General features: G+C 68.1%; 25 protein-coding genes. 10 read left to right on the top strand and 15 right to left on the bottom strand.

Translation table 11 applies throughout. The features are described 5' to 3' along the window. The first annotated feature begins 14 nt into the window (after positions 1 to 14). Entirely contained in the window at positions 15 to 644 is a 630-nt protein-coding gene (locus ACFWUR_RS06560; RefSeq protein WP_378902911.1) for a TetR/AcrR family transcriptional regulator, read from the top strand. A 36-nt stretch (positions 645 to 680) separates the two neighbouring features. Further along, complete coding sequence (locus ACFWUR_RS06555) at positions 681 to 1,259, top strand: DivIVA domain-containing protein (RefSeq protein ID WP_378902908.1); 579 nt, start codon at positions 681 to 683, stop codon at positions 1,257 to 1,259. 178 nt (positions 1,260 to 1,437) lie between these two features. Here ACFWUR_RS06555 and ACFWUR_RS06550 read toward each other — a convergent pair whose 3' ends face one another. The 6 genes from ACFWUR_RS06550 to ACFWUR_RS06525 form a co-directional block, all read right to left on the bottom strand. Beyond that, positions 1,438 to 1,950, bottom strand: a complete 513-nt coding sequence (locus ACFWUR_RS06550; protein WP_378902906.1) for a GtrA family protein — start codon at positions 1,948 to 1,950, stop codon at positions 1,438 to 1,440. Between the two features lie 53 nt (positions 1,951 to 2,003). Continuing rightward, positions 2,004 to 3,098, bottom strand: a complete 1,095-nt coding sequence (gene ruvB / locus ACFWUR_RS06545; RefSeq protein ID WP_378902903.1) for a Holliday junction branch migration DNA helicase RuvB — start codon at positions 3,096 to 3,098, stop codon at positions 2,004 to 2,006. A 3-nt stretch (positions 3,099 to 3,101) separates the two neighbouring features. Then, a complete protein-coding gene (ruvA, locus tag ACFWUR_RS06540; protein ID WP_378902900.1) occupies positions 3,102 to 3,701 on the bottom strand; it encodes a Holliday junction branch migration protein RuvA in 600 nt (199 codons plus the stop codon). After that, positions 3,698 to 4,267, bottom strand: a complete 570-nt coding sequence (gene ruvC / locus ACFWUR_RS06535; protein WP_378902897.1) for a crossover junction endodeoxyribonuclease RuvC — start codon at positions 4,265 to 4,267, stop codon at positions 3,698 to 3,700. Before ruvC ends, ruvA begins: the two co-directional genes overlap by 4 nt. A gap of 82 nt (positions 4,268 to 4,349) precedes the next feature. Next, positions 4,350 to 4,796 carry an acyl-CoA thioesterase gene (locus ACFWUR_RS06530; RefSeq protein WP_378902894.1) on the bottom strand — a complete coding sequence of 149 codons (447 nt, stop codon included), beginning with the start codon at positions 4,794 to 4,796 and terminating at the stop codon, positions 4,350 to 4,352. A gap of 121 nt (positions 4,797 to 4,917) precedes the next feature. Continuing rightward, positions 4,918 to 5,427, bottom strand: coding sequence for an O-acetyl-ADP-ribose deacetylase (locus tag ACFWUR_RS06525; RefSeq protein WP_378902892.1), 510 nt, complete (start codon positions 5,425 to 5,427; stop codon positions 4,918 to 4,920). 81 nt (positions 5,428 to 5,508) lie between these two features. On the opposite strand from ACFWUR_RS06525, the gene ACFWUR_RS06520 reads away from it, so the two are divergent. Next, positions 5,509 to 6,009 carry an SRPBCC domain-containing protein gene (locus ACFWUR_RS06520; protein WP_378902890.1) on the top strand — a complete coding sequence of 167 codons (501 nt, stop codon included), beginning with the start codon at positions 5,509 to 5,511 and terminating at the stop codon, positions 6,007 to 6,009. Between the two features lie 60 nt (positions 6,010 to 6,069). Here the strand turns inward: ACFWUR_RS06520 and ACFWUR_RS06515 are convergent, their stop codons facing one another. The 3 genes from ACFWUR_RS06515 to ACFWUR_RS06505 form a co-directional block, all read right to left on the bottom strand. Further along, complete coding sequence (locus ACFWUR_RS06515) at positions 6,070 to 6,825, bottom strand: YebC/PmpR family DNA-binding transcriptional regulator (protein WP_378902887.1); 756 nt, start codon at positions 6,823 to 6,825, stop codon at positions 6,070 to 6,072. Between the two features lie 92 nt (positions 6,826 to 6,917). Further along, complete coding sequence (gene pdxT, locus ACFWUR_RS06510) at positions 6,918 to 7,538, bottom strand: pyridoxal 5'-phosphate synthase glutaminase subunit PdxT (protein ID WP_378902884.1); 621 nt, start codon at positions 7,536 to 7,538, stop codon at positions 6,918 to 6,920. Positions 7,539 to 7,582: 44 nt separating this feature from the next. Next, positions 7,583 to 8,404, bottom strand: a complete 822-nt coding sequence (locus ACFWUR_RS06505; RefSeq protein ID WP_378902881.1) for an acyl-CoA thioesterase — start codon at positions 8,402 to 8,404, stop codon at positions 7,583 to 7,585. A 79-nt stretch (positions 8,405 to 8,483) separates the two neighbouring features. On the opposite strand from ACFWUR_RS06505, the gene ACFWUR_RS06500 reads away from it, so the two are divergent. Further along, positions 8,484 to 9,092 (top strand): hypothetical protein, encoded by a 609-nt coding sequence (locus ACFWUR_RS06500; RefSeq protein ID WP_378902878.1) that lies wholly within the window; start codon positions 8,484 to 8,486, stop codon positions 9,090 to 9,092. 92 nt (positions 9,093 to 9,184) lie between these two features. Here ACFWUR_RS06500 and ACFWUR_RS06495 read toward each other — a convergent pair whose 3' ends face one another. From ACFWUR_RS06495 to ACFWUR_RS06485, 3 genes are all read right to left on the bottom strand, one after another. Then, positions 9,185 to 9,682 carry a hypothetical protein gene (locus ACFWUR_RS06495; RefSeq protein ID WP_378902875.1) on the bottom strand — a complete coding sequence of 166 codons (498 nt, stop codon included), beginning with the start codon at positions 9,680 to 9,682 and terminating at the stop codon, positions 9,185 to 9,187. 176 nt (positions 9,683 to 9,858) lie between these two features. Beyond that, positions 9,859 to 10,647: an inositol monophosphatase family protein gene (locus ACFWUR_RS06490; RefSeq protein ID WP_378902872.1), complete on the bottom strand. Its 789-nt coding sequence runs from the start codon at positions 10,645 to 10,647 to the stop codon at positions 9,859 to 9,861. Positions 10,648 to 10,731: 84 nt separating this feature from the next. Continuing rightward, entirely contained in the window at positions 10,732 to 11,466 is a 735-nt protein-coding gene (locus ACFWUR_RS06485; protein ID WP_378902869.1) for a sulfite exporter TauE/SafE family protein, read from the bottom strand. A gap of 150 nt (positions 11,467 to 11,616) precedes the next feature. Between ACFWUR_RS06485 and ACFWUR_RS06480 the strand changes: the two genes are divergently transcribed. Then, positions 11,617 to 12,405: a hypothetical protein gene (locus ACFWUR_RS06480; protein ID WP_378902866.1), complete on the top strand. Its 789-nt coding sequence runs from the start codon at positions 11,617 to 11,619 to the stop codon at positions 12,403 to 12,405. 20 nt (positions 12,406 to 12,425) lie between these two features. Here the strand turns inward: ACFWUR_RS06480 and ACFWUR_RS06475 are convergent, their stop codons facing one another. Further along, complete coding sequence (locus ACFWUR_RS06475) at positions 12,426 to 13,043, bottom strand: hypothetical protein (RefSeq protein ID WP_378902863.1); 618 nt, start codon at positions 13,041 to 13,043, stop codon at positions 12,426 to 12,428. Between the two features lie 139 nt (positions 13,044 to 13,182). Between ACFWUR_RS06475 and ACFWUR_RS06470 the strand changes: the two genes are divergently transcribed. Beyond that, positions 13,183 to 14,400 carry a sensor histidine kinase gene (locus ACFWUR_RS06470; RefSeq protein ID WP_378902860.1) on the top strand — a complete coding sequence of 406 codons (1,218 nt, stop codon included), beginning with the start codon at positions 13,183 to 13,185 and terminating at the stop codon, positions 14,398 to 14,400. Next, on the top strand, positions 14,397 to 15,053 hold the full coding sequence (locus tag ACFWUR_RS06465) for a response regulator (protein WP_378902857.1): 657 nt from the start codon (positions 14,397 to 14,399) through the stop codon (positions 15,051 to 15,053). Before ACFWUR_RS06470 ends, ACFWUR_RS06465 begins: the two co-directional genes overlap by 4 nt. A gap of 280 nt (positions 15,054 to 15,333) precedes the next feature. Here ACFWUR_RS06465 and ACFWUR_RS06460 read toward each other — a convergent pair whose 3' ends face one another. Beyond that, complete coding sequence (locus ACFWUR_RS06460; RefSeq protein ID WP_378902854.1) at positions 15,334 to 15,951, bottom strand: TetR-like C-terminal domain-containing protein; 618 nt, start codon at positions 15,949 to 15,951, stop codon at positions 15,334 to 15,336. A 50-nt stretch (positions 15,952 to 16,001) separates the two neighbouring features. On the opposite strand from ACFWUR_RS06460, the gene ACFWUR_RS06455 reads away from it, so the two are divergent. Genes ACFWUR_RS06455 through ACFWUR_RS06445 form a run of 3 tightly spaced genes read left to right on the top strand, consistent with a single transcriptional unit; the run spans position 16,002 to position 20,489 of the window. Next, positions 16,002 to 17,117 (top strand): hypothetical protein, encoded by a 1,116-nt coding sequence (locus ACFWUR_RS06455; RefSeq protein WP_378902851.1) that lies wholly within the window; start codon positions 16,002 to 16,004, stop codon positions 17,115 to 17,117. 10 nt (positions 17,118 to 17,127) lie between these two features. Then, positions 17,128 to 18,120, top strand: a complete 993-nt coding sequence (locus ACFWUR_RS06450; RefSeq protein ID WP_378902848.1) for a TIGR03617 family F420-dependent LLM class oxidoreductase — start codon at positions 17,128 to 17,130, stop codon at positions 18,118 to 18,120. Beyond that, complete coding sequence (locus tag ACFWUR_RS06445) at positions 18,111 to 20,489, top strand: PEP/pyruvate-binding domain-containing protein (RefSeq protein ID WP_378902845.1); 2,379 nt, start codon at positions 18,111 to 18,113, stop codon at positions 20,487 to 20,489. The genes ACFWUR_RS06450 and ACFWUR_RS06445 overlap by 10 nt, the downstream gene beginning before the upstream one ends. Before the next feature lie 132 nt (positions 20,490 to 20,621). Here ACFWUR_RS06445 and pdxS read toward each other — a convergent pair whose 3' ends face one another. Further along, positions 20,622 to 21,542 (bottom strand): pyridoxal 5'-phosphate synthase lyase subunit PdxS, encoded by a 921-nt coding sequence (pdxS, locus tag ACFWUR_RS06440; RefSeq protein ID WP_378902842.1) that lies wholly within the window; start codon positions 21,540 to 21,542, stop codon positions 20,622 to 20,624. Positions 21,543 to 21,597: the final 55 nt, after the last annotated feature.

Genomic DNA, 21,597 nt, shown 5'->3' with positions numbered 1-21,597 from the left:
GTAACATCGTCAATGTGACGAAGCCACCCTCGCGAATCGACCAGCGCAAAGCCGAATTGCGCAGGGAGATCATCGATACCGCGTTCGACTGCTTCGCGGAGAAGGGCTATCACGCCACCGGCATCGCCGACATCGCTACGCGCCTGGGCATCGGGCACGGCACCTTCTATCGCTATTTCGCCAACAAGCGCGACATCATCGACCACGTCATCGACGAGGTGAGCGGGCGCATCTTCGGTGCGCTCGACAGCGATATGGAACCCGAGAACGCCACCACCCTGGACGAATACGCCGCAATGATCGACCGGCTCGGCGACTCGCTCAACCGCGTGCTGCTCGATGATCCGCGCACGGCGCACCTGTTGCTGTTCCACGCCACCGGCATCGACGACGAACTCACCGAACGGGTGTACGGCCTGCTCGACGCCACCGAGGTGCTCATGACGCGCTACCTCGACCACGGCGTGCGGGTCGGTTACCTGCGCACCGATATCGACACCGCCAACACGGCCAAGGCGGCACTGGGCATGATCGTCGCCGGGCTGGTCGCCGGTATGCGAACCCCTGATCCGACCTCGATGTCGGTGTACAGTCACGCCGTGCGGCGGCTGTTCATCGACGGCGTGCGAGCCACTGCCCGATAACGAAAAGCCGTGGGATAGAAGGGCAATCCTGACACAATGACCGCTGTGACGCCCGACGATGTGAGCCGCACGCACTTCGCCATGCCGACCCTGGGGCATCGCGGCTACCACGCAGACGAGGTCGACGCCTTCTTGGAACAGGTGTCGGCGACCCTCGTCGGACAGGGCGCGCTCACCGCCGACGACATCCGCCACGTGCACTTCGGGGCACCGCGTTTCGGCGGGCGCGGATACCAGGCCGACCAGGTCGACGACTTCCTCGACCGGGTGCGCACCGAACTCGAATACCGACAGAAGGGTGGCGCCCCGGTTCCGGCGGCGCGGGCGGGTGACGATGTCGCCGAGATGCTCACCCCCGACGATGTGCACCGCATGCGCTTCACCCAGTCCGCCGTCGGCAGGCGCGGCTACCACGAGGAAGAGGTCGACGCCTTCCTCGACCTGGTCGCGGCGACCCTGGCCCACAACGGCCCCGGCAGCCTGACCACCACCGACGTCCGCGGCGTCCGCTTCACCGACACCCGCCTCGGCACCCGCGGCTACTCCCGCGAAGAAGTAGACGCCTTCATCGACCTGGTTATCACCGCCTTGGAACACGCCGAACGCCGACACTGATAGCCCCCGGCCGTCCGCGACGCGAGGAGGCAGACGCCGGTAGCCAAATGATGGCGGCGCAGCCGCCGGTTTTCGGCCGCCTCGATCTGGACCGACCAGAGGGTGCGACGAAGGAGTACCCGGCGGGAGGGAAGATCGAGGGAACAGGCCGAAAACCCGCGGCGCCAGCCGCCGAAATTCAGCCCTGGATGCTGTGGAGTTCCGCTTCGCGCAGGTCGTCGGGGAAGACGTAGCGGCGGAAGGCCCAGAAGCGGAACGCCATCGCCAGCAGCACGCCGAGGATCTGGCCGGAGACGAAGTTGGCGACCATCTGCACGGTCGGGTCCACGTGCGGCACCCGAAGATTCAGCGCGTAGAGCGATATCGCCTGCGGAATCATCGTGACCGCGATACCCAGTGCGCTGACCGTGAAGAACAGGGCGGCCTCGTGACTGCGCTGCCTGCCCCCGCGAGCGCGGAACGACCACTCGCGGTTGAGGATGTAGGAGGCGATGGTCGCGATCAGCGCGCCGAGCAGGCGCGCGGTGAGCGGCTTGTCACCGAGCACGGTCAGTTTCACCGCGTACACGACCCCGGTGTCGATGAACCAGGTGATCGCACCGACCACGGCGAATTTCAGGAGTTCCCGATGCTTCAGGAGCAGGGAACGCAACGGCTCGGGAAGTCGTTGCACCACCTCTAGGACTGCCACCGAATCGACAGTAGACGACGTCGCGGCGCCGTGCCGCCCGGAGCCGAGCTATCTCAGTCGATGCGGTCGGCGCTCGGTTGCGGTTCGCGCCCACGCACTTCGATGGCGCCGATCACCAGATCCGGCGGTGGTACCAAGCCCAGATGCTCCCAGGCGCCCGCGGTCGCGACCCGGCCGCGGGGGGTGCGGGCGACGAGTCCGGCGCGCACCAGAAACGGTTCGCAGACCTCTTCCACGGTGGCCGCCTCTTCCCCGACCGCGACCGCCAGGGTCGAGACACCCACCGGTCCCCCACCGAATCCACGCACGAGCGCGCCGAGAACGGCCCGGTCGAGCCGGTCGAGGCCGAGCGCGTCGACGTCGTAGACCTCGAGCGCCGCCATGGCGATGGGGTGGGTGATGATGCCGTCCGCCCTGACCTCGGCGTAGTCGCGCACGCGCCGCAGCAGCCGGTTGGCGATACGGGGGGTGCCGCGCGAACGTCCGGCGACTTCGGCAGCGGCGTCGTGGTCGATCTGCACACCGAGGATGCGGGCCGAGCGGGTGAGGATCTGCAGCAGTTCGGCGGGATCGTAGAAATCCATGTGGCCGGTGAAGCCGAAGCGGTCGCGCAGCGGGCCGGTGAGCGCACCCGAGCGCGTGGTGGCGCCGACCAGGGTGAACGGGGCGATGTCGAGGGGAATCGAGGTCGCGCCGGGGCCTTTGCCGACCACCACGTCGACACGGAAGTCCTCCATCGCCAGGTACAGCATCTCCTCGGCGGGGCGAGCCATGCGGTGGATCTCGTCGATGAACAGGACATCGCCCTCGACCAGATTGGACAGCATGGCGGCGAGGTCGCCCGCGCGTTCCAGCGCCGGACCCGAGGTGATGCGCAGGGCGGTGCCGAGTTCGCCGGCGATGATCATCGCCATGCTGGTCTTGCCGAGGCCGGGCGGGCCCGACAGCAGGACATGATCAGGGGTGGCGCCACGCTGGCGGGCGCCGCGCAGGACCAGCGCGAGCTGTTCGCGCACGCGGGGCTGGCCGATGAACTCGTCGAGCGAGGTCGGACGCAGGCCGGTTTCGGCTTCGCCGTCGGTGCTGAGATACCGGGCGGTGAGGTCGGACTCGTCGCTCTCGGCGACGTGGTCGAAGTCGTCGTCCACGATCTACCTGTTCTTGCCGAGCAGGCCGAGAGCCGCGCGCAAGGCCACCGAGGTGGTGGCGGTGGGCTGGTCGGCGAGGACGGTGTCGACGGCCTGTTCGGCCTGCTTCGCCGGGAATCCGAGGCCGATGAGCGCGTCGGAAACCTGTTCGCGCACAGGGGTGCTCGGTGTTTGCGCGCCGGGCGGACCGGTGGGGACGGCCACCTGGTTCACCTTGTCACGCAGTTCGACGACCATGCGCTCGGCGCCGCGCTTTCCGATGCCGGGGACCCGGGTCAGCGCGGCGACATCGCTCTCGGCCAACGCTTTTCGCAATGCTTCGGGTTCGAGCACGGCCAGCACCGCCATCGCCAGGCGCGGGCCGACGCCCGACACCGTCTGCAACAGCCCGAACAGTTCGCGCGCTTCGGTGTCGGCGAACCCGAACAGGGTCATCGAGTCCTCGCGCACGATCATCGCGGTGTAGAGGCGGGTCTGCTCGCCGCGGGCGAGCCCGGCGAGGGTGGCAGGAGTGGCGTTGAGCCGGTATCCGACGCCCGCGGCCTCGATCACCACATGATCGAGCGCGATCTCGAGTACCTCACCGCGTACCGACGCGATCACCCGCGCACCACCTTCCGTTGTTCGGCGAGCCGTTGTTCGTAGCGGCGGCGGACTTCATCCGCCTGTGCTTGCGCGGCCGCCATCCGGTCCATCAGCGGCGCCCGCCAACAATGACAGATCGCCAGCGCGAGCGCGTCGGCGGCATCCGCTGGTTTCGGCGCGACCTGCAACCCGAGAATCCGCGTCACCATCGCGGTGACCTGCGCCTTGTCCGCGGTACCGTTCCCGGTGACAGCGGCTTTCACCTCGCTGGGCGTATGGAACGCCACCCGGATCCCGCGCCGCGCCGCGGCCAGCGCGATCACACCACCGGCCTGCGCGGTCCCCATCGCGGTGCGCACATTGTGCTGCGCGAACACCCGCTCGATCGCGACAGCTTCGGGCCGATGGGTATCCATCCATTCCTCGGCGGCATCCGCCACCGCCATCAGCCGCAATGCCAGCTCGGCCTCCGGCGGTGTCCGCACCACCCCGACATCGAGGGCGACCACCTTACGGCCCGGCCCGCTGTCCACCATGCTGAGCCCGCACCGGGTGAGCCCGGGGTCGACGCCCATCACCCGCACCGGCTACCCCTTCGAAGACACGAACAATTGTTCGAAAGTCTAGAGCATTACCCGGTTCCGGCCGACCAACGACACGACCCCCTCACGCCGGTAGCGGCGGCAGCCCGAGCAATGCGGGATCGCGGGCGTGTTCGGCCCAAACCTGCGCCGGATCCGCGACCAACTTGCGCGCTCGCAGGTCGAGCAGACCGCTCACATAGGACACCGTCGCGGCAACCTCACCGTCGCCCCTGGTGAGCGTGTGCTCCACCCGATAGGTCTTGCCCTGGCCCCACTCCCACCGACAGTCGACCTCGACCGTGTCGTTCGCCCGCAACTCACGCAGATAGCGAACGTTCAGCTCGAGATTGACCGGCCCCACCCCCGCGGCCAGGAAGTCCGGCACCGAGACGCCCGCCTCGGTCACGCACGCGAACCGCGCGTGGTCGGCGAACTGCTGATACGCCGAGCCGGTGACGTGCAGTTGAGGGTCGAGATCGGACACGCGAACCGGGATCCGAACCCGAAACGGCACAGTGGTTTCCGTCATGGCCGCCAGTGTGCCACCGTGGTCCGACACGTTCGGCGCTGTCGCCGACGCGACCGTCATCGCGCTCCGCCGACCCCGCGCGGACTCCCGACGGCGGTGAACCGCGAAACCGAGGCGAGCGCTACCCGAGCGCCGCGGTGAAGACGTCGAGCGCACGATCGTCGAACAGCACGAACCGCACCTGCGTCACACCGGTCTCGGTCGCGGCCACCGTCTCGATCGCGATCCGCGCGCCGTCGTCCATCGGCCAGCCGAAGATTCCGGTGGAGATCGCCGGGAACGCGACCGTGGCCGCTCCCAATTCGTCTGCCACACGCAAGGATTCGCGATAGCACGAGGCCAACAGCGCGGATCGGTCCTCGGTCGCCGACCACACGGGCCCGACGGTGTGGATCACCCAGCGCGCGGGCAATCGGCCCGCTGTCGTGGCCACCGCCTGTCCGGTTCGCAGACCTTTGCCGTAGTGCGAGGCCCGCAGGTCGCGACACTCGGACAGAATCTGCGGGCCGCCCTTACGGTGGATCGCCCCGTCGACGCCGCCGCCGCCGAGCAGCGACGAGTTCGCGGCGTTGACCACCGCGTCCACCTGCTGCTCGGTGATATCGCCCCGGACCGCTTCGATTCGCATCATGTGCGCATTGTGCCGGGGAACCGACCTCGACCACGAGTACGGTCGAGGTAGTCGGTCCGTCCCAGGCGAGGAGAACCACTCATGGCCATACCCACCGGTGACATCGTGGCGACGCCCGACGGGCGGGATCTGGTGATCGCTCGGTCCTTGGGGTTGCCGATCGAGGAGGTGTGGGCGCGGTTGACCGACCCGCATCTCACCTCGGGGTGGTACGGCACCTGGGAGGGTACGGCCGGGACCGGCAACACCATCCGGGTGCAGATGCGGTTCGAGGAGGGTGAGCCCTGGTCGGATATGCGCATCGACGACTGCACCCCACCGATCCACCTCGGACTCTCCTCGACCGACCAGATCGGACTGTGGCGGATGGAGGTGACCTTGCTCGACATCGGCGCGGCCACCGCACTGCGCCTGGTCCACCATCTGACCTCGGAATACCAACTGGCGGAGATCCCGCAGATCGGTCCGGGCTGGGAGTACTACGCGGACATGTTCGTCGCCGCGTGCACGCAGACCGAACGACCGGATTTCGCCGACTATTACCCGTCGATGTCGGGCTATTACGAGCAGCGGGCTTCTTAGCCCGAACGTGCATCGCCCCAGCCGAATTCACGGCCGGGGCGATTCAGCGGACCGGACGAACTACTCCTCGTCGAGTTCCGCGGCGACCTCGTCGGAGATGTCGACATTGGTGTACACGTTCTGCACATCGTCGCTGTCCTCGAGCGCGTCGACCAGCTTGAACACCTTGCGCGCGCCCTCGGCGTCGACCGCGACCGACACCGAGGCCTGGAAACCGGACTCCGCGGAGTCGTAATCGATGTTCGCGGCCTGCAGCGCCGAACGCACCGCGATCAGATCGCCGGGCTCGGAGATGATCTCGAAGACGTCGCCGTGATCGTTGACATCCTCGGCACCCGCATCGAGGACCGTCTCGAGGACGTCGTCCTCGGACAGGCCGTTCTTCTCGAGGGTCACCACACCCTTGCGGGCGAACAGGTACGACACCGAACCCGGATCGGCCATGTTGCCGCCGTTGCGGGTCATCGCGAGCCGGACCTCGCCCGCGGCGCGGTTGCGGTTGTCGGTGAGGCACTCGATCAGCACGGCGACGCCGTTGGGCCCGTAGCCCTCGTACATGATCGTCTGCCAGTCGGCGCCGCCTGCTTCTTCACCACCGCCGCGCTTGCGGGCGCGCTCGATGTTGTCGTTGGGGACCGATGTCTTCTTCGCCTTCTGGATGGCGTCGAACAGTGTCGGATTGCCCGCAGGGTCACTACCACCAGTGCGGGCCGCCACCTCGATGTTCTTGATCAGCTTGGCGAAGAGTTTGCCGCGCTTGGCGTCGATTCCCGCCTTCTTGTGCTTGGTGGTGGCCCATTTGGAGTGGCCGCTCATGCCCTACTTCCTTCAAGTCGGTTGCGCGTCTGCCCGGGCGGACAAGCTCGATCCAGCCTACTCGGACCCGCCACGCCCGCCGACGCGGGCGTTCACCGCGCGATGCGGACCAGGTCGACGAACAGTTCGTGCACGCGAAGATCGCCGGTGACCTCGGGATGGAACGAGGTCGCCACCACATTGCCCTGCCTGGCGGCGACGATCCGCCCCTGCGCGGGACCGTGCGGCACCCGCGCCAGCACCTCGACGCCGTCACCGACCCGCTCCACCCACGGCGCGCGAATGAAGACCGCGCGCACGGGCGTGTCGAGGCCGGTGAAGTCCAGATCGGTCTCGAAGGAGTCGACCTGACGACCGAACGCGTTGCGCCGCACCGTCATATCGATACCGGACAGATGCTGGGCGTCGGCCCTGGTGTCGAGGACCTCCGAGGCGAGCAGGATCATGCCCGCGCAGGAACCGAACGCGGGCAGCCCGTCGCGCAGCCGCGCTCGCAACGGCTCGAGCAGGTCGAACGCTTGCAACAGCTTGGAGATCGCGGTCGACTCACCACCGGGCAGCACGAGCCCGTCGACGGCCGCCAGCTCCGAAGGGCGTCGGACCAGCACCGGTTCGGCCCCGCAGTGCTCCAGCGCGGCAACGTGTTCGCGCACGTCACCCTGCAACGCGAGGACACCGATGGTCGGCCGGGTGGGGGTCGAGGTTGCGTTCACAGCCGTTGAGCTTACGAGCGCGGCCGATGTGGGCCCGCTCACGCTCACTTGTGGCGCGGCGTGCGGATCAGGCCTTCCTGAACGACGGCGGCGACCAGGTTGCCGTCGCGGTCCCAGATCTTGCCGCCGGTCAGCGCGCGACCGAAGCCGGCCGAGGGTGAGGACTGGTCGTAGAGCAGCCACTCGTCGGCGCGGAACGGGCGCAGGAACCACATGGCGTGGTCCAGCGACGCGTTCTGGGTCGGTTCGTCGGGGTGGGTCACCTTCGACGAGCCGAGCAGCGTCATATCGCTCATGTAGGCGAGGGTGCAGACGTGGAACATCGGGTCGTCGGGCAGCGGGTGCCGGTACCGGAACCACACCTGCTGCGGGGAGACGGCGCCGTCGCGCGCGACGACCTGCTCCAGCGGGACCGTGCGGATGTCCCAGTGCTCCCATTCGCGCATGGCCCACAGCCGCTCCGGGGTCATGGTGACGCTGGCGTCGGGCAGGTCGTCCGGGCCGTCGACCGCCGGCATCACGTCTTGGTGCTCAGGCCCTTCGTCACCGTGATGGAACGAGGCCGACATGGTGAATATCGCCTGCCCGTCCTGCACCCCGGTGACGCGCCTGGTGCAGAAGGACCGGCCGTCACGGATGCGCTCCACCATGTAGACGGTGGGTTCCTCCGGGTTGCCGGGACGCAAGAAGTAGCCGTGCAGCGAATGCACCTGGAAAGCGGGATCGACGGTACGGACCGCCGAGACCAGCGCCTGTCCTGCCACCTGGCCGCCGAAGGTGCGCGGTAGCTGGGACTGCGTGGACGCGCCGCGGAAGATGTCGCGCTCCAGCCGCTCGATCGCGAGCGCCTCTTCAATTGTCGCCATGCGCTCGAGATTATCGTCTCGCCGACCGGGCGGTATGTCCGGCTCCGCACGGCGCCCCGAAATTTGCTGTGATGGTCCGGTGCCGACCTTCACTCCCACCTCTCCCCCTGCCCTCGCCCGGCTCGTCGCCGACAGGCTGGTCGAACTGCCGGGGCGACGGGTGCTGGCGGTCGACGGCGCCGACGCCGCCGGGCCCGTCGAACTCGGTCGCCGGATCGTGGAGACACTCACGGACCGGGGTCGATCGGCGGCGGTGGTGTCGACGCACGACTTCGTCCGGCCAGCGTCACTACGCATGGAATACGGGCGCGATGACGAATGGTCTTATCGCACAGCCTGGTTCGACTACGAGGCGATGCGGCGCGAGATCGTGGAAGCGATGCGGACCGACGGGCGTTGGTTGCCCGCGCTGTGGGACGAGCACCGAGACAGGTCGGCACGGGCGGCGATCCGAGTGGCGCAGGCCGATCTGGTGCTGGTGCTCGCGGGACCGATGTTGCTGGGTCGCGGGCTGGATTTCGATCTCGCGATCCGCTTGGAGCTGAGCGAGCAAGCCGCGCTGCGGCGCACGCCCGCCGAGCAGCATTGGACATTGCCCGCCGTGCGCGATCACACCGCCGAGAATCCCGAGCGGGCGACGTGGACCGTTCGCTGGGATCACCCCGATCGGGCGGCACTGCGCAGTTGACCTCGCAGGGTCAGCGGCAGGCCGGGCACACCGGCGGGCAGGTAGGCGAAAGCCCCGTCCGGAGAATCCGAACGGGGCTCGAGCCCAGACGATCAGGCGCAGGCGACCGAGGTCTGACCCAGGTTGGTCAGCATGCCGCAGGCCCACGACTTCTGGACCTTCCACTTGCCCTCTTCGGCCACGAACGGCACATCGACGACATTGGTCTGGCCGTTGACGGTGAAGTCGGCCTTCGCGTTGACGCTGTCACCGAAGGAGGTCACCTCAGTGACCTGCACCTGGACATTGTTGTCCTGAACGGCCTGCGCCAGGCGGTTGGGCAGCTCGGGATCTGCCTCGATGCCCTGCACGAAGTCCAGCTTCTGTTCGTTGGGGACCGACGGGTCCAGCGCGGTGTTGAGCTGCTCGTTGAGCTGCTCGACCGTCGGCACGGCGGGCAGGTTCGAGGCGGCCGAGGTCTCGGCTTTGGCACTGGTGGTGGTCTTGGGCGCGGGCTTGTCGCCCTTGTCGTCGCTGCACGCACTCAGGCCGAGGGCGGCGACCACAGCCAGTCCTGCGATCGCGACTCGTCCGGTCCTACGAAACTTCATGCACTCGTCCTTACGTCGGGTCGGAATCTCGCCCTCTGGGCGACGGCGGAGGACCGGCGCCACACAGCGCAGGCCTCGATGCCACGGCCCGGACGCTACCCAGCGATGTTGAGGAAACTCTGAGACACAGACAATGTGGGTCTGTGAGAAGCGCCGGATTGTGATGCACCCCAGCACTACCCGGAGCGCAGACCCGCCACCGCGTCGACGAGCCGGGCATGGGTTCGCGCGTCCGCCGCCGCGATCAGCCCGTGCGGCGCGGTGTGCAGTGGCTGCCCGGCGAGGCCGGTGACCACGCAGCCCGCCGCCTGACATACCGCGATCGCGCTGCTGAAATGCACACTGTCGCGCAGATCGCCGCCGGTGATGTAGGCGGCGCGCCGTCCCGCGGCGACCCAGACGAGGGCCAGGGAGGTCGACAACACTCGCGGATGGAATTCGCCCGCGAAACCTTCGGCGTCGAAGAGTCGCGCGGGGGTCGACCAGGGGAACGGCTGGTCCAGATCGACATCGACCAGATGGCTTCCCGCGTGCGGTCGCAGCGGCTCGTCGCGACCGTCGGCCCGCCGAAAGGCTCCCTGGCCCGCGGTCCAGAACACCTCGTCGGCGAACGGATCCGCGGTTGCCGCCACCGTCACCGCGTCACCCTCGCGCAAGGCGACATTGACCGCGACGAACGCGGTCTCGACGGCGAAATTCCTTGTGCCACAGAGCGGATCGATCAACCAGGTTCGTTCGCTACGGTCCGACCCGGTGACTCCGGACTCCTCGCCGACGAAGCGGTCGCCCGGACACGTGGTCGCGAGGACATCGAGGATGGCTTTCTCGGCCGCGATATCGGCCTGCGTGGCGAAATCATCGCCCTGTTTGGCGTAGTGAGTCAGTGGCGCGTGGAACGCCGAGCGAATCACTGCCGAAGCGACTTCTGTTGCGTGGATGGCGATTTCACTATCTGAGTGGTGCACCGTCTTCAGAATACGGACCGAACCGCGCCCCGACAGGCGAACCGCGGACCTCGACCGCGCACGGCCGGAGCGGAGCCGGTACGCCTAGCCGGCCAGGTACACGGCGAGACCGAGTCCACAGATCCCGACCGTCACCCGCAACACGCTCGGCGGGATCACTTTCACCACCGGCGGACCACACCAGCCACCCACCAGCGCGCCCGCGCCGAGTGCCAGTGCCGCACCCCAGTGCACTGGCCCGAAAGCCGCGAACCCGATCGCGGCGACCAGGTTCGCGATGCCGAGCAGGAAACTCTTGAGAATCGATGCGCTCCAGATGGATTCGGAAGTGCACAGCATCATCATCGACAGGTAGATCACGCCCGCGCCCGCGCCGAAATAGCCGCCGTACACCGATGTGAGCAGGATGCCGACCGGCACGATCCAGGGGGCGCTGAGTTCGCCGACATGGCGGCGAACCAGTGGTTGCACCAGCAGCGCGAGCGAGGCCACGGCGACCAGGAACGGCACGATCACCTCGAACGCGCCGTCCGGAGCGACCAGCAGCGCGAGCGCGCCGAGGACCCCGCCCACCGCCGCCAGCACCGCCCAGCGCACCAGCGTGGGCCCTCGTCCGACGAGTTCGCGCCCGGAATTGGCGGTCGCCCCGACGCCCACAGCGACCATGGCGACGGTGTTGGTGACATTGGCCGCGACGGGCGGCAGCCCGGCGGCCAGCAGCGCCGGATAGGAGACGATCGAGGCCATCCCGGTGATGAACCCGATCAGGCCGGTGAAGAATCCCGCGACGACCAGCAGGGACAAGTCGAGCGCGCTCACGGACCGACTGTACGGTATGCCCAATCGGCAGCGATTCCGGCCATCCTCGCGCCGACCGTGCACGCGCGGCGCGGCACGCGGCCCAGATCGAACACCGTCCGCGGGATCACGACGACGCGCCGACGGCCGTGCCAGGATGTCACCGTGCAGATGACGACTTTCGAGCCGGGCGAACCACCCGTTCGACGTAACCGGCTGGACTCCAACACCGTTGCCCGCCTCGACGACGTCACCACCTTCGCCCAACTGCTCGACGCGTTGGAACTGGTGCGCATGGACCATCCCGACGCCCGGATCCTGTGCACCCTCGACGACCTCGGCCAATGCGCGTACACGAGCATGCACGCCACTCTCGGGCTCGTGGAAGGCGACGGCCAGGACGATCCGGACGACCCCGCCGCCACCCACCACGCCGAGAACGCCACGGTCTCCAGGATCGCCGCGCTGCTGGACAACCCGTCCGCCCGCGTCCCCTGGGACGCGTTGCGCGACACCCGCAACGCGTCCGAGGACGAACTCACCGCGCTCGTCGCCGCCAACCGCTGCCCCGACCGCGTGGTCGACGACGTCGTCCTGATCCAGCGTGTCCCGGTGGACCGCGACGACCTCGCCATCGCCGGCATCCCCAACGGGTACTTCGCCGACGACTGGAGCACCTACGACAACCACACCGTCATCCGCCGCATGGCCACCCACGGCTACCGCCACATCGCCATCGGCGCCTCCCTGTTGGCCTTCGCCCGCCCGCACCCGCCCACCCCCGAACAGGCGGCCGCCCTGGTCACCGACCTGACCCACCTCTACGGCACCCCCACCGCCATCGCCTGGCACGAGCTGGCCGTCCTGCTCCCCGCCCAACGCCAACTCATCCTCGGCTACGCCGAAAACTTCGCCGACGCTCTCACCACCGACACCGAGGGCGCGGCGGGCCAGCCGTAGTGAGCGCTGGACCGGGATCGCTATCGGGCCGCATCCGGCACCGGCGACTGCCGGTCGGTGGTGATAGCCGCCTGGTTCGGTGTCAGGCTCGACCACACGGTCCAGGCCAGCCACATCATGCCGACCCCGGCTGCGATATGGCCGACACGGACCAGCGGTGCGGGAAGGAGGAAGGTCAGGCACAGGACGGACAGGCCGACTGTGTAAAGGATCGCGGCTACGCGTGGGACTGCCGCGCTACGGAGCAGTGCTGTGCCGAACAGCAGCGTTCCGGTCAGGGCGAGGAATGCGGTGGCGAGGAATGCGGATTTGGCGGGGGTGGTGAGCAGCTCGTCCACTATCGGTTTGTCGAGGTAGACCAGGACGAAGTTCTTGGCGAAGGCCACGCCGGCGAAATAGCCGAAGCCGAGAAACTGTACGGCGAAGGCGAGCGCTCCGAAGCGGCCGAGGCGCTGATGCAGCACTGAGTACAGCGCGACCAGCAGACCGATTCCGAAGGGAACGGCCACGCCGTTGAGAATCTGGGTGAGGGGTGTCTTGCCGTCGACGATCAGTTCGGTGGCGCCGGCGAGGGCGATGGTGGTACCGCCGATGAGGCCGGAAATGCCGCCCAGGCGCAGTAGAGCTCGGGTGTCCATGTCGAAATCCCTTCTCGATGTTGTGGCCGACGGTAGGAATCCGGTGGTCACTGCGGTAAGTGCCGGGCGACCCATGACTTTCGGCTACATTCGCCGCCGACCCTGGTCGTGCCGCGAATCCGCCCCATAAGCTCAGGCAATGTATCGGCCGCGCGCACTGACCTGGGTGGCGTGCTTTCTCTACGTCTCAGTGCTGATCGCCGGGCTCGCGGTCGCCTCGACCGCGCCCATCGACCCCGCACGGTTGAGTGGTTTCGCCTGCGCACTCGTCGTCGCTGGGGCGCTGGAGATCACCGAGGGGCGGTGCACGAGGCCGTGGGGTACCGCCGTGCCGCTCGCGTCCAGCGTGATGCCCCTCGGGCGGCGCACGCGGGCAGACGCTCTGGCTGGGCTTGTCCTGCGCGCCGCCCTCTACACCGTGATCACCGCGCTCGACAGCAGTGGCAATGCGAAGGTCTTGTTCGTATTGCTCCCGCTCACCGCATATTTCACCGTTGGGCATCGTGTCGCGTACGCACTCGCCGGAGGCGGGCTACTACTCGCCGCAACACTGGTCATCGGGCGACCGGCTTTCCGTGATGATCCCGAGGCCCTTTCGGATCTGCTGATGCTCACGATCGGCGTCGTCTTCGCTCTCGCCATCGCCGTCATCGCCGAACGCGAGCAAGCCGGGCGTCGACGCGCCGAATCGTTGCTCATCGAACTGTCCGACGCCCATGCCCGGCTGCGCGAGTACGCCGACCAGGCGGTATCGCTCGCCACGGTTGCCGAGCGGACACGAATGGCCCGCGATATCCACGACACTGTCGGCCACCACCTCGTGGTCACCGCGATCCAGCTGGAAAAATCCGTCGCTTACCGACCATTGGACACCGATACCGCCGACCGAGCACTGGCCGAGGGCCGCAATTCCGCGCGACTTGCCCTCGACGAGGTCCGCCGTGCGGTCGGCACCTTGCGCGCCGACCACGCCGAGTTCACCCTCGCGACTTCGCTCCACGCCCTCGCGGCGCGGCTCGACGACCCAGGCTTCGCCGTGACCCTCGATCTCACCGGGACCGAGGACACCGTTCGCGAACCTGTCCGCCTCGCCCTGTATCTCGCAGCGCAGGAAGCGCTCACCAACGCGCGCAGGCACTCCGGCGCCACCTCCGTCGTGGTCCGCGTCGACCTCACCGATATCACCGGCGTGCTCGATATCACCGACAACGGAACAGGTTTCGCGCCCGGCACAGTCGAGGGGCAGGGGTTGACGGGGATGCGGCAACGTCTCGACACCCTCGGCGGCGACGTCCGCATCACGTCCAGCCCCAGGGGAACTCGTCTTCTCGCGACGATCCCGGCGGTGGCGCGATGACCGGACACGATCGCCGCAGGTCGGGCATCGTGCCGAAGGTGCGCACCCTGATCGCCGATGACGAGCGCCTGATTCGCGAAGGGATCGCCGCGTTACTCGCCCTGCAACCCGGCATCGAGATAGTCGGCATCGCCGACAGTGGTTCCGAGGCAGTACAACTCGCTGCCACACTGGCCCCGGACGTGGTGCTGATGGACGTGCGTATGCCCGGCATGGGCGGCGTCGAGGCTGCCTCGCTACTCCGTGGCCGGGCAACAGTGTTGATGCTCACCACCTTCGACGACGACGGCTACATCGTCGCGGCCCTGCACGCGGGCGCGTCCGGCTACCTGCTCAAAGACCTCCCCGCCACCGAACTCGCCCAGGCGATCCGCCTCGCACACGCGGGCGTCGACCAGTACTCCGCGGCTGTCACTGCCCGCCTCGCCGCCATGGTCCGCTCCCGAATCCCCCGGGCCACCCTCGCCCTCACCGATCGCGAAACCGACGTCCTGCGCCTGCTCGCGACCGGCGCGGCCAACCGCGAAATCGCCCGATCTCTCTTTCTCAGCGAGGGGACCGTCAAGAACCATGTTTCGAGCATCCTCAACCGGCTCGGCGTGCGCGACCGCACCCAGGCCGCCATTTACGCCCACGAACAGGGAATCCTCTGAAAACACCGGTGGGTCCGTCCGGCGGTCAACTGCTTCTCGGAACCGAAGTAGCGCGACACCGAGTCGGAAACGACGCTGACCTGGGCCGAGATCGGGGCCGATGTCATCGGGAGCCGCCGGGCGCCCGCCACCGTCGCCCCGAATACAATCTTTTCCAGGACTGCACAGTCACAACGAACAGCCGCATCAACTGCTCGTCGACGCGGCGGATCCGGACTGCTGATCGCCGGACTCGGGCGAACCGTCACGTGCCCGACGAGAATCGTGAACAAGAAAAACGCTAGCTGCGGCGCTCCGGCCCCGGAGGCCAGCGGTCGGTGATCAATTCGGTCATCTGGTCCACCCAGGTGTCATCGAGGGCGGCGTCGCGGCGGATGAGGATGCGGAAGATCGCGGTGCCCGCGACGACTTCGGCGAGCATGGGCAGCTGATCATCGGCGCGGCGTTCGTGGCCGAAGCGGGATTCGAAGGCGGCGAGGTCGCCGGCCAGTCGGTCGATCATCATCGCGTGGACTTCGGGGGCGGCGACGGTGTCGGCGATCAGTCCCGGTAGCGCTGAGCGCACCTCGGGGCTGTCGAACATCGTGCGCACTGTTTCGACCAATGCCCGGATGTCGGCGCGGATATCGCCGCCCGAAGTTCCCGGGGGCGCAACGGCTTCCGCGGAGAGCACGGCCTCGTGGACGAGCTGGGCTTTGTTCGACCATCGCCGGTAGATGGCGGCCGTGGTCGTCCCGGCGCGCGCGGCGATCGCCGACAACGACAGCGCGGGATACCCCGTTTCGAGGATCAGCTCCCTGGTGGCCGCGATGATCGCGGCATCGATCCGGCTGTCGCGCGGCCGACCCGGGGTGGGTGGCGCCGACCTCTTGCCTTCGCTGTCGCCTTCTGTTGTCATGATCACAGCATAATTCCAATACGACATGCATCATATTTGAGGGAGACCCTGTGAGTCTGAGCCCGCTCGACGAGTACCCCCTGCATCAGGCGCCGGCGCCCCTCACCTGGCCGGCCATCTCCGATCGGAACTTCTACGATCGTTCCTACTTCAACGTGCTCGACCGTGACGGGCGTTTCATGGTGCTGACCGGAATCGGCTACTACCCCCGCCTCGGCGTCAAGGACGCTTACTTCGTCGTCCGCCGCGGTGACACCCAGACCGCGGTGCGCCTGAGCGATGCCATCGACGACGACCGCCTGCACCAGCACGTCAACGGCTACCGGATCGAAGTCGTCGAACCCTTGCAGGAACTACGCCTGACCTTGGCCGAGACCGAGGGCGTCGCCGCGGACCTGACCTGGCGCGGACTGTTCCCCGCCGCCTTGGAGCGACCGCACGAGATGCTGACCGAGCGGCGAGTGACATTGCAGGCGTGCCGCTTCGCCCAGGTCGGTTCGTGGGAGGGCTGGATCGAGGTCGACGGCGAACGGCTGACGGTCGCGCCCGACACGAGCGTGGCGAGCCGCGATCGCTCCTGGGGCATCCGCCCGATCGGCGCGCCCGAACCCGCCGGCCGCCCGGATGCGGCGTTCCGCGGAATGTGGTGGCTCTATCTGCCGCTCGCGTTCGACGACTATCAGCTGTTCCTGATCCTGCAAGAAGATCCCGACGGTCACCGCAGCCTCTACGACTGCACCCGCCGATGGCGCGACGGCCGCGTGGAGCAACTCGACGGTGTGCGCGCGAGGATCCACTACCAGCCGGGCACGCGCATCCCGACCGGCGCGCACGTCGAGTTCATGAACCGGGCAGGTGATCGGATCGAACTCGACGTCGAATCGAAGCTGTTCGCGCCCATCGCGTTCGGCTCCGGGTACGGCGGCGACTCCTCGTGGGCCCACGGCACCTGGAAGGACGGACCGTTCGCCGAACGCGTCAGCTACGACATGACGGATCCGCAGGTGATGGCCAGAGCGCCGTTCAGCCTGATCGACCACGTGGGCCGGGCGGTGTGCACCGAAGCCGACGGGCAGACGCGCGAAGGCGCGGGCCTGTTCGAGCACGGCGTGATCGGACCGCACTATCCGTCGGGCTTCTCCGACTGGACCGACGTGGCGAAATAGGTACAACGCGATGAAGATCATGACAGCGCTCTACGGGCCCACGGATGCGGTCGAACGCGCGACCGTGCTCCGGGAGGCAGGCGCCTGCGGCGTGTTCACCTTCGAAGGACCGTTCGACGTGTTCACCCCGCTGGTACTGGCATCGGCGGTCAAGGGGCTCGACGTGATGTCCAACGTCGCGATCGCGCTGCCTCGCAATCCGATTCAGCTGGCACACCAGGCCAACGATCTGCAGCTGCTCACCGAGGGTCGGTTCATCCTGGGCCTGGGCACGCAGATACGCGCGCAGATCGAGAAGCGCTACGGGGCCGAGTTCGACCGCCCGGTCGCGCGGATGAAGGAAATGGTGGGGGCGCTCCGAGCGATCTTCGCCACCTGGAACGACGGTGCGCCACTGGACTTTCGCGGTGAGTACTACCGGCACACCCTGATGACGCCCACGTTCGTCCCCGGGCCGAACCCGTACGGTCCGCCGCCGATCTATCTCGGTGCGCTCGGGCCGCGGCTGACCAGGGCAACCGCGGAGGTGGCCGACGGTCTGCTGGTGATGCCGTTCGGGACGAAACGATTCCTGCACGAGACGACATTGCCGAACGTGCGGGCCGGTCTGGCCGCCGCCGGACGCTCCGAGGACGACTTCGAGGTCGTGCCGGAGATCATCGTCTCGGTCGGCGACGACCATGCCTCCACCCGAATGCTGTTGGCGTTCTACGGTTCCACCCCGGCCTACCGGCCGGTGCTCGACGCCCACGGCTGGGGCGATCTGCAGCCGGAGCTCAACGCGATGTCCAAGCAGGGGCGGTGGCGGGAGATGGCCGCCCTGATCGACGACGACATCCTCCACACCATCGCCGCGTGCGGCACGCCGGCCGAGGTGGCCGCGCACATTCGCGATCGGGTCGACGGTGTGTCGGACCGGCTCTGCCTCTATCAACCGGGGCCGATCGCCGTCGAGGCGCTCGCCGAGATCGTGGACGCGCTGGGAGGATCCTCATGCCGCTGACCACGATCGAATTCGACCAGGTCGTCGACGACAGCTACGGCGGCAAGGCGGCCGGACTCGCCGAACTGCGTCGTCTCGGACTCGCCGTGCCGGCCGGATTCGTCATCGCCGACGCCTCCACGCGGGGCGGCATCGACGCTGCGGCGCAGCGGTTCTCGGAGCTGGCCGCCGCCGGGGCGACGTCCGTGGCGGTCCGCTCCTCGGCGGTCGGCGAGGACGGCGACGACCAGTCCTTCGCCGGCCAGTACGACACGGTGTTGAATGTCGACTCCGTCGACGGCTTCGCCGAGGCCGTGGACAAGTGCGTCGCGTCCGTACATTCCCGACGAGTCGCGTCCTATAGCGAAACATCGACCGCCACCATGCATCTGGTGGTGCAGCAGATGGTGGACGCGCGTGCCGCCGGTGTGGTGTTCACCGCGGATCCGACGACCGGCCGACGCGATCTCCTGGTGATCGACGCCATCGCCGGGCTCGGCGAAGCACTCGTCGACGGTACGGCCTCACCCGACCACATCGTCCTGGATGCCCGCGGCGACACCGCCGTGCACGAGGTCGGCGCGACGCCCGTTCTGTCGCAGGAGGAGATCGCGGCTGTCCGGGCCGATGCGCTGCGCGCCGCGCAACACTGGGGTAGGCCGATGGATCTCGAGTGGGCGATCGACCGCTCCGGCACGCTGTGGTGGCTGCAGGCGCGACCGATCACCACCCTGCCCGGCGATCTCAACGAGATGGATTCGCCCCTCGCGGGCGCCGACCACGTGTACACGCGCTGCAACATCGGCGAGATGATGCCGGGGGCCTTCTGCCCGCTCACCGCCTCGGTATCCGGCTATGCCATCGACTACGCGATGCAGATGACGCAGGTGGTGGCGCGGGCGCAGCCGAGTTATGAGCGGCCGTGGCTGCAGGTCGGCTATTTCTACGGGCACATGTTCTTGAACCTGACCGAAGGCACGGCGTTGAGCTCGGGCCTGCTGGGCAACTCGCTGGAGCAGTTCTCCACCTCGATCTGCGGCCGGGTGGTCGACGAACTGAAGGCCGAACCGCCGAAACCGTTCGTCCGCAGGCTCGTCAACACGATCCGGCTGACCACGCATGCCTTGTCCGCCGGGCCTGCGATCCGCCGTTTGGACGCGAAGATCGCCGCGTTCCGGATCCCGACGGGCGAGGACCCGCGAGAAATACTGCGCCAGTTGGAATTCGGTGTCGGAGAGTATTGCGACATCACGCTGACGCACGTGCGGTCCTCCTCGCGTGCGGCGGTCGCGGCCAACATCCTCGAGAGCGTGCTGATCAAACAGGCGGTGGAGAACGGGCTCGGCGCGGACGAGGGCCGCACCGAGGCGACCCTGCTGATGGCAGGCGCCTCAGATGTCGAGAGCGCGCTCATGCTGGAGGAGCTCGACGCGGTGGTGCGCACCATCGCCGCCGACCCTGCGGCCGCCGAGAAGTTCCTCGCGGCGGAGCCGGCCGACGCGGTGACCGGGCTGCGGACGGCGACCCACCCCGGTGGCGAGGCGTTGCGGCGGTTCTCGGCTCGTCACGGTCACCGCGGGTACCGCGAGCTGTGCATGCGCGATCCGTCCTGGGCCGAGGACCCCGGCGGCCTGGGAGCGATGATGCAGGTCATGCTGCGCTCCGCACTGGACCCGGCATACCGCGCACCGCTGCCCGCGCCCCAGCCGACACCCGGATCGGCGACCATCAGGTTGCTCGCCCGGCTGGCGCAGGGCGGCGCCCGCGGACGCGAGCGAACGAAATCGAAGATGGCGCTGATGGCGCACGCGCTGAAGCTGGGCTACCGCCACCTGGGTGCGGTGCTGGCCGAGTCGGGGCGACTGCCCGATGCCGACCTCGTCTTCTTCTTCGACCGCGCCGAGTTGCCTCGCGTCGCCGGCGCGGACGACATCGCCGACCTCGTGCAGTGCGCGCTGCGGCGCCGAGAGGCATTGGCGTACCAGGACTGCCTCGAGTTCGACGACGTGTCGGTGGGCAGGCCGAACCCGCTGATCGCCCCACCACCGCACGCGATCACCGACGACCAGATCGTGGGCAGGCCCGCCAGTCGGGGCAGCGTCGAAGGTGTTGTGCGCGTGGCGAAGTCGATCGTCGACGCACGGAACGTGCAGCCCGGCGAGATCCTGGTCGCGCCGGTCACCGACGTGGGATGGACGCCGTACTTCACCGTCATCGGCGCGCTGGTCACCGACATCGGCAGCTCGGTGTCACACGGCGCCGTGGTGGCACGCGAATTCGGTCTCCCCTGTGTGGTCAACACCTTGGTGGGCACCAAGGTGCTGCGCACCGGCGACCGGGTCCGCGTGGACGGGGACCGAGGCCTGGTCACCCGGCTCGCACCGCCCTGACCCCCATGCCCCGACCGCACAGCGCAACCGTCGTGCGGAGCTGAGTCACTGCGCGAAAACGCCCAGGGGGCGTCGCGATCGCGACGCCCCCTAGGCGAATGTTTCACTACCCGAACGGATTCGGGCGCGAGATCACCAGCCGCGCTCGGCGAGGCGGTGCGGCTGCGGGATCTCTTCGACGTTGATGCCGACCATGGCCTCGCCCAGGCCGCGCGACACCTTGGCGAGCACGTCCGGGTCGTCGTAGAAGGTGGTGGCCTTGACGATCGCGGCGGCGCGCTGTTCGGGGTTGCCGGACTTGAAGATGCCCGAGCCGACGAACACGCCCTCGGCGCCGAGCTGCATCATCATCGCGGCGTCGGCGGGGGTGGCGATACCACCGGCGGTGAACATGACGACCGGCAGCTTGCCGGTCTGGGCGACCTCGCGGACCAGCTCGTACGGCGCCTGCAGTTCCTTGGCGGCCACGAACAGCTCGTCTTCGGACAGCGAGGTCAGGCGGCGGATCTCGCCACGGATGGTGCGCATGTGGGTGGTCGCGTTGGACACGTCGCCGGTGCCCGCCTCGCCCTTGGAGCGGATCATGGCCGCGCCCTCGGTGATGCGACGCAGCGCCTCACCCAGGTTGGTGGCGCCACAGACGAAGGGAATGGTGAAATTCCACTTGTCGATGTGGTTGGCGTAGTCGGCGGGGGTGAGGACCTCGGACTCGTCGATGTAGTCCACGCCCAGGCTCTGCAGGATCTGCGCCTCGACGAAGTGACCGATGCGGGCCTTGGCCATCACGGGGATGGAGACCGCGGAGATGATGCCGTCGATCATGTCCGGGTCGCTCATCCGGGACACGCCGCCCTGAGCACGGATGTCGGCGGGCACCCGCTCGAGCGCCATCACGGCCACGGCGCCCGCGTCTTCGGCGATCTTGGCCTGCTCGGCGTTGACCACGTCCATGATCACGCCACCCTTGAGCATCTCGGCCATGCCGCGCTTCACGCGGGCGGTGCCGACGGTGTTGGTGGTCTCAGGCGTAGTCACGGCTGTCTCCTGTGTCATGGGCGCCAATCAAGTCGCTCGGGTTCGGGTCACCGTCGATTCTAGAGCTGCCCGA

The organism is Nocardia sp. NPDC058633 (assembly GCF_042717045.1).
In the GTDB taxonomy this organism is placed as follows: domain Bacteria; phylum Actinomycetota; class Actinomycetes; order Mycobacteriales; family Mycobacteriaceae; genus Nocardia.
The sequence above is the reverse complement of the archived record's forward strand: the minus strand, read 5'-3'. Positions and strand labels throughout refer to the sequence as shown.

Bases quoted from the DNA above. Each gene is read 5' to 3' on its own strand.
- ACFWUR_RS06480 (WP_378902866.1), top strand. From the start codon at position 11,617: ATGACGACTTTCGAGCCGGGCGAACCACCCGTTCGACGTAACCGGCTG.
- pdxS (WP_378902842.1), bottom strand. From the start codon at position 21,542: ATGACACAGGAGACAGCCGTGACTACGCCTGAGACCACCAACACCGTC.
- ACFWUR_RS06460 (WP_378902854.1), bottom strand. From the start codon at position 15,951: ATGACAACAGAAGGCGACAGCGAAGGCAAGAGGTCGGCGCCACCCACC.
- ACFWUR_RS06525 (WP_378902892.1), bottom strand. From the start codon at position 5,427: ATGATGCGAATCGAAGCGGTCCGGGGCGATATCACCGAGCAGCAGGTG.
- ACFWUR_RS06515 (WP_378902887.1), bottom strand. From the start codon at position 6,825: ATGAGCGGCCACTCCAAATGGGCCACCACCAAGCACAAGAAGGCGGGA.
- ACFWUR_RS06530 (WP_378902894.1), bottom strand. From the start codon at position 4,796: ATGACGGAAACCACTGTGCCGTTTCGGGTTCGGATCCCGGTTCGCGTG.
- ACFWUR_RS06475 (WP_378902863.1), bottom strand. From the start codon at position 13,043: ATGGACACCCGAGCTCTACTGCGCCTGGGCGGCATTTCCGGCCTCATC.
- ACFWUR_RS06520 (WP_378902890.1), top strand. From the start codon at position 5,509: ATGGCCATACCCACCGGTGACATCGTGGCGACGCCCGACGGGCGGGAT.
- ACFWUR_RS06495 (WP_378902875.1), bottom strand. From the start codon at position 9,682: ATGAAGTTTCGTAGGACCGGACGAGTCGCGATCGCAGGACTGGCTGTG.
- ACFWUR_RS06445 (WP_378902845.1), top strand. From the start codon at position 18,111: ATGCCGCTGACCACGATCGAATTCGACCAGGTCGTCGACGACAGCTAC.
- ACFWUR_RS06465 (WP_378902857.1), top strand. From the start codon at position 14,397: ATGACCGGACACGATCGCCGCAGGTCGGGCATCGTGCCGAAGGTGCGC.
- ACFWUR_RS06555 (WP_378902908.1), top strand. From the start codon at position 681: ATGACCGCTGTGACGCCCGACGATGTGAGCCGCACGCACTTCGCCATG.
- ACFWUR_RS06505 (WP_378902881.1), bottom strand. From the start codon at position 8,404: ATGGCGACAATTGAAGAGGCGCTCGCGATCGAGCGGCTGGAGCGCGAC.
- ACFWUR_RS06470 (WP_378902860.1), top strand. From the start codon at position 13,183: ATGTATCGGCCGCGCGCACTGACCTGGGTGGCGTGCTTTCTCTACGTC.
- ACFWUR_RS06450 (WP_378902848.1), top strand. From the start codon at position 17,128: ATGAAGATCATGACAGCGCTCTACGGGCCCACGGATGCGGTCGAACGC.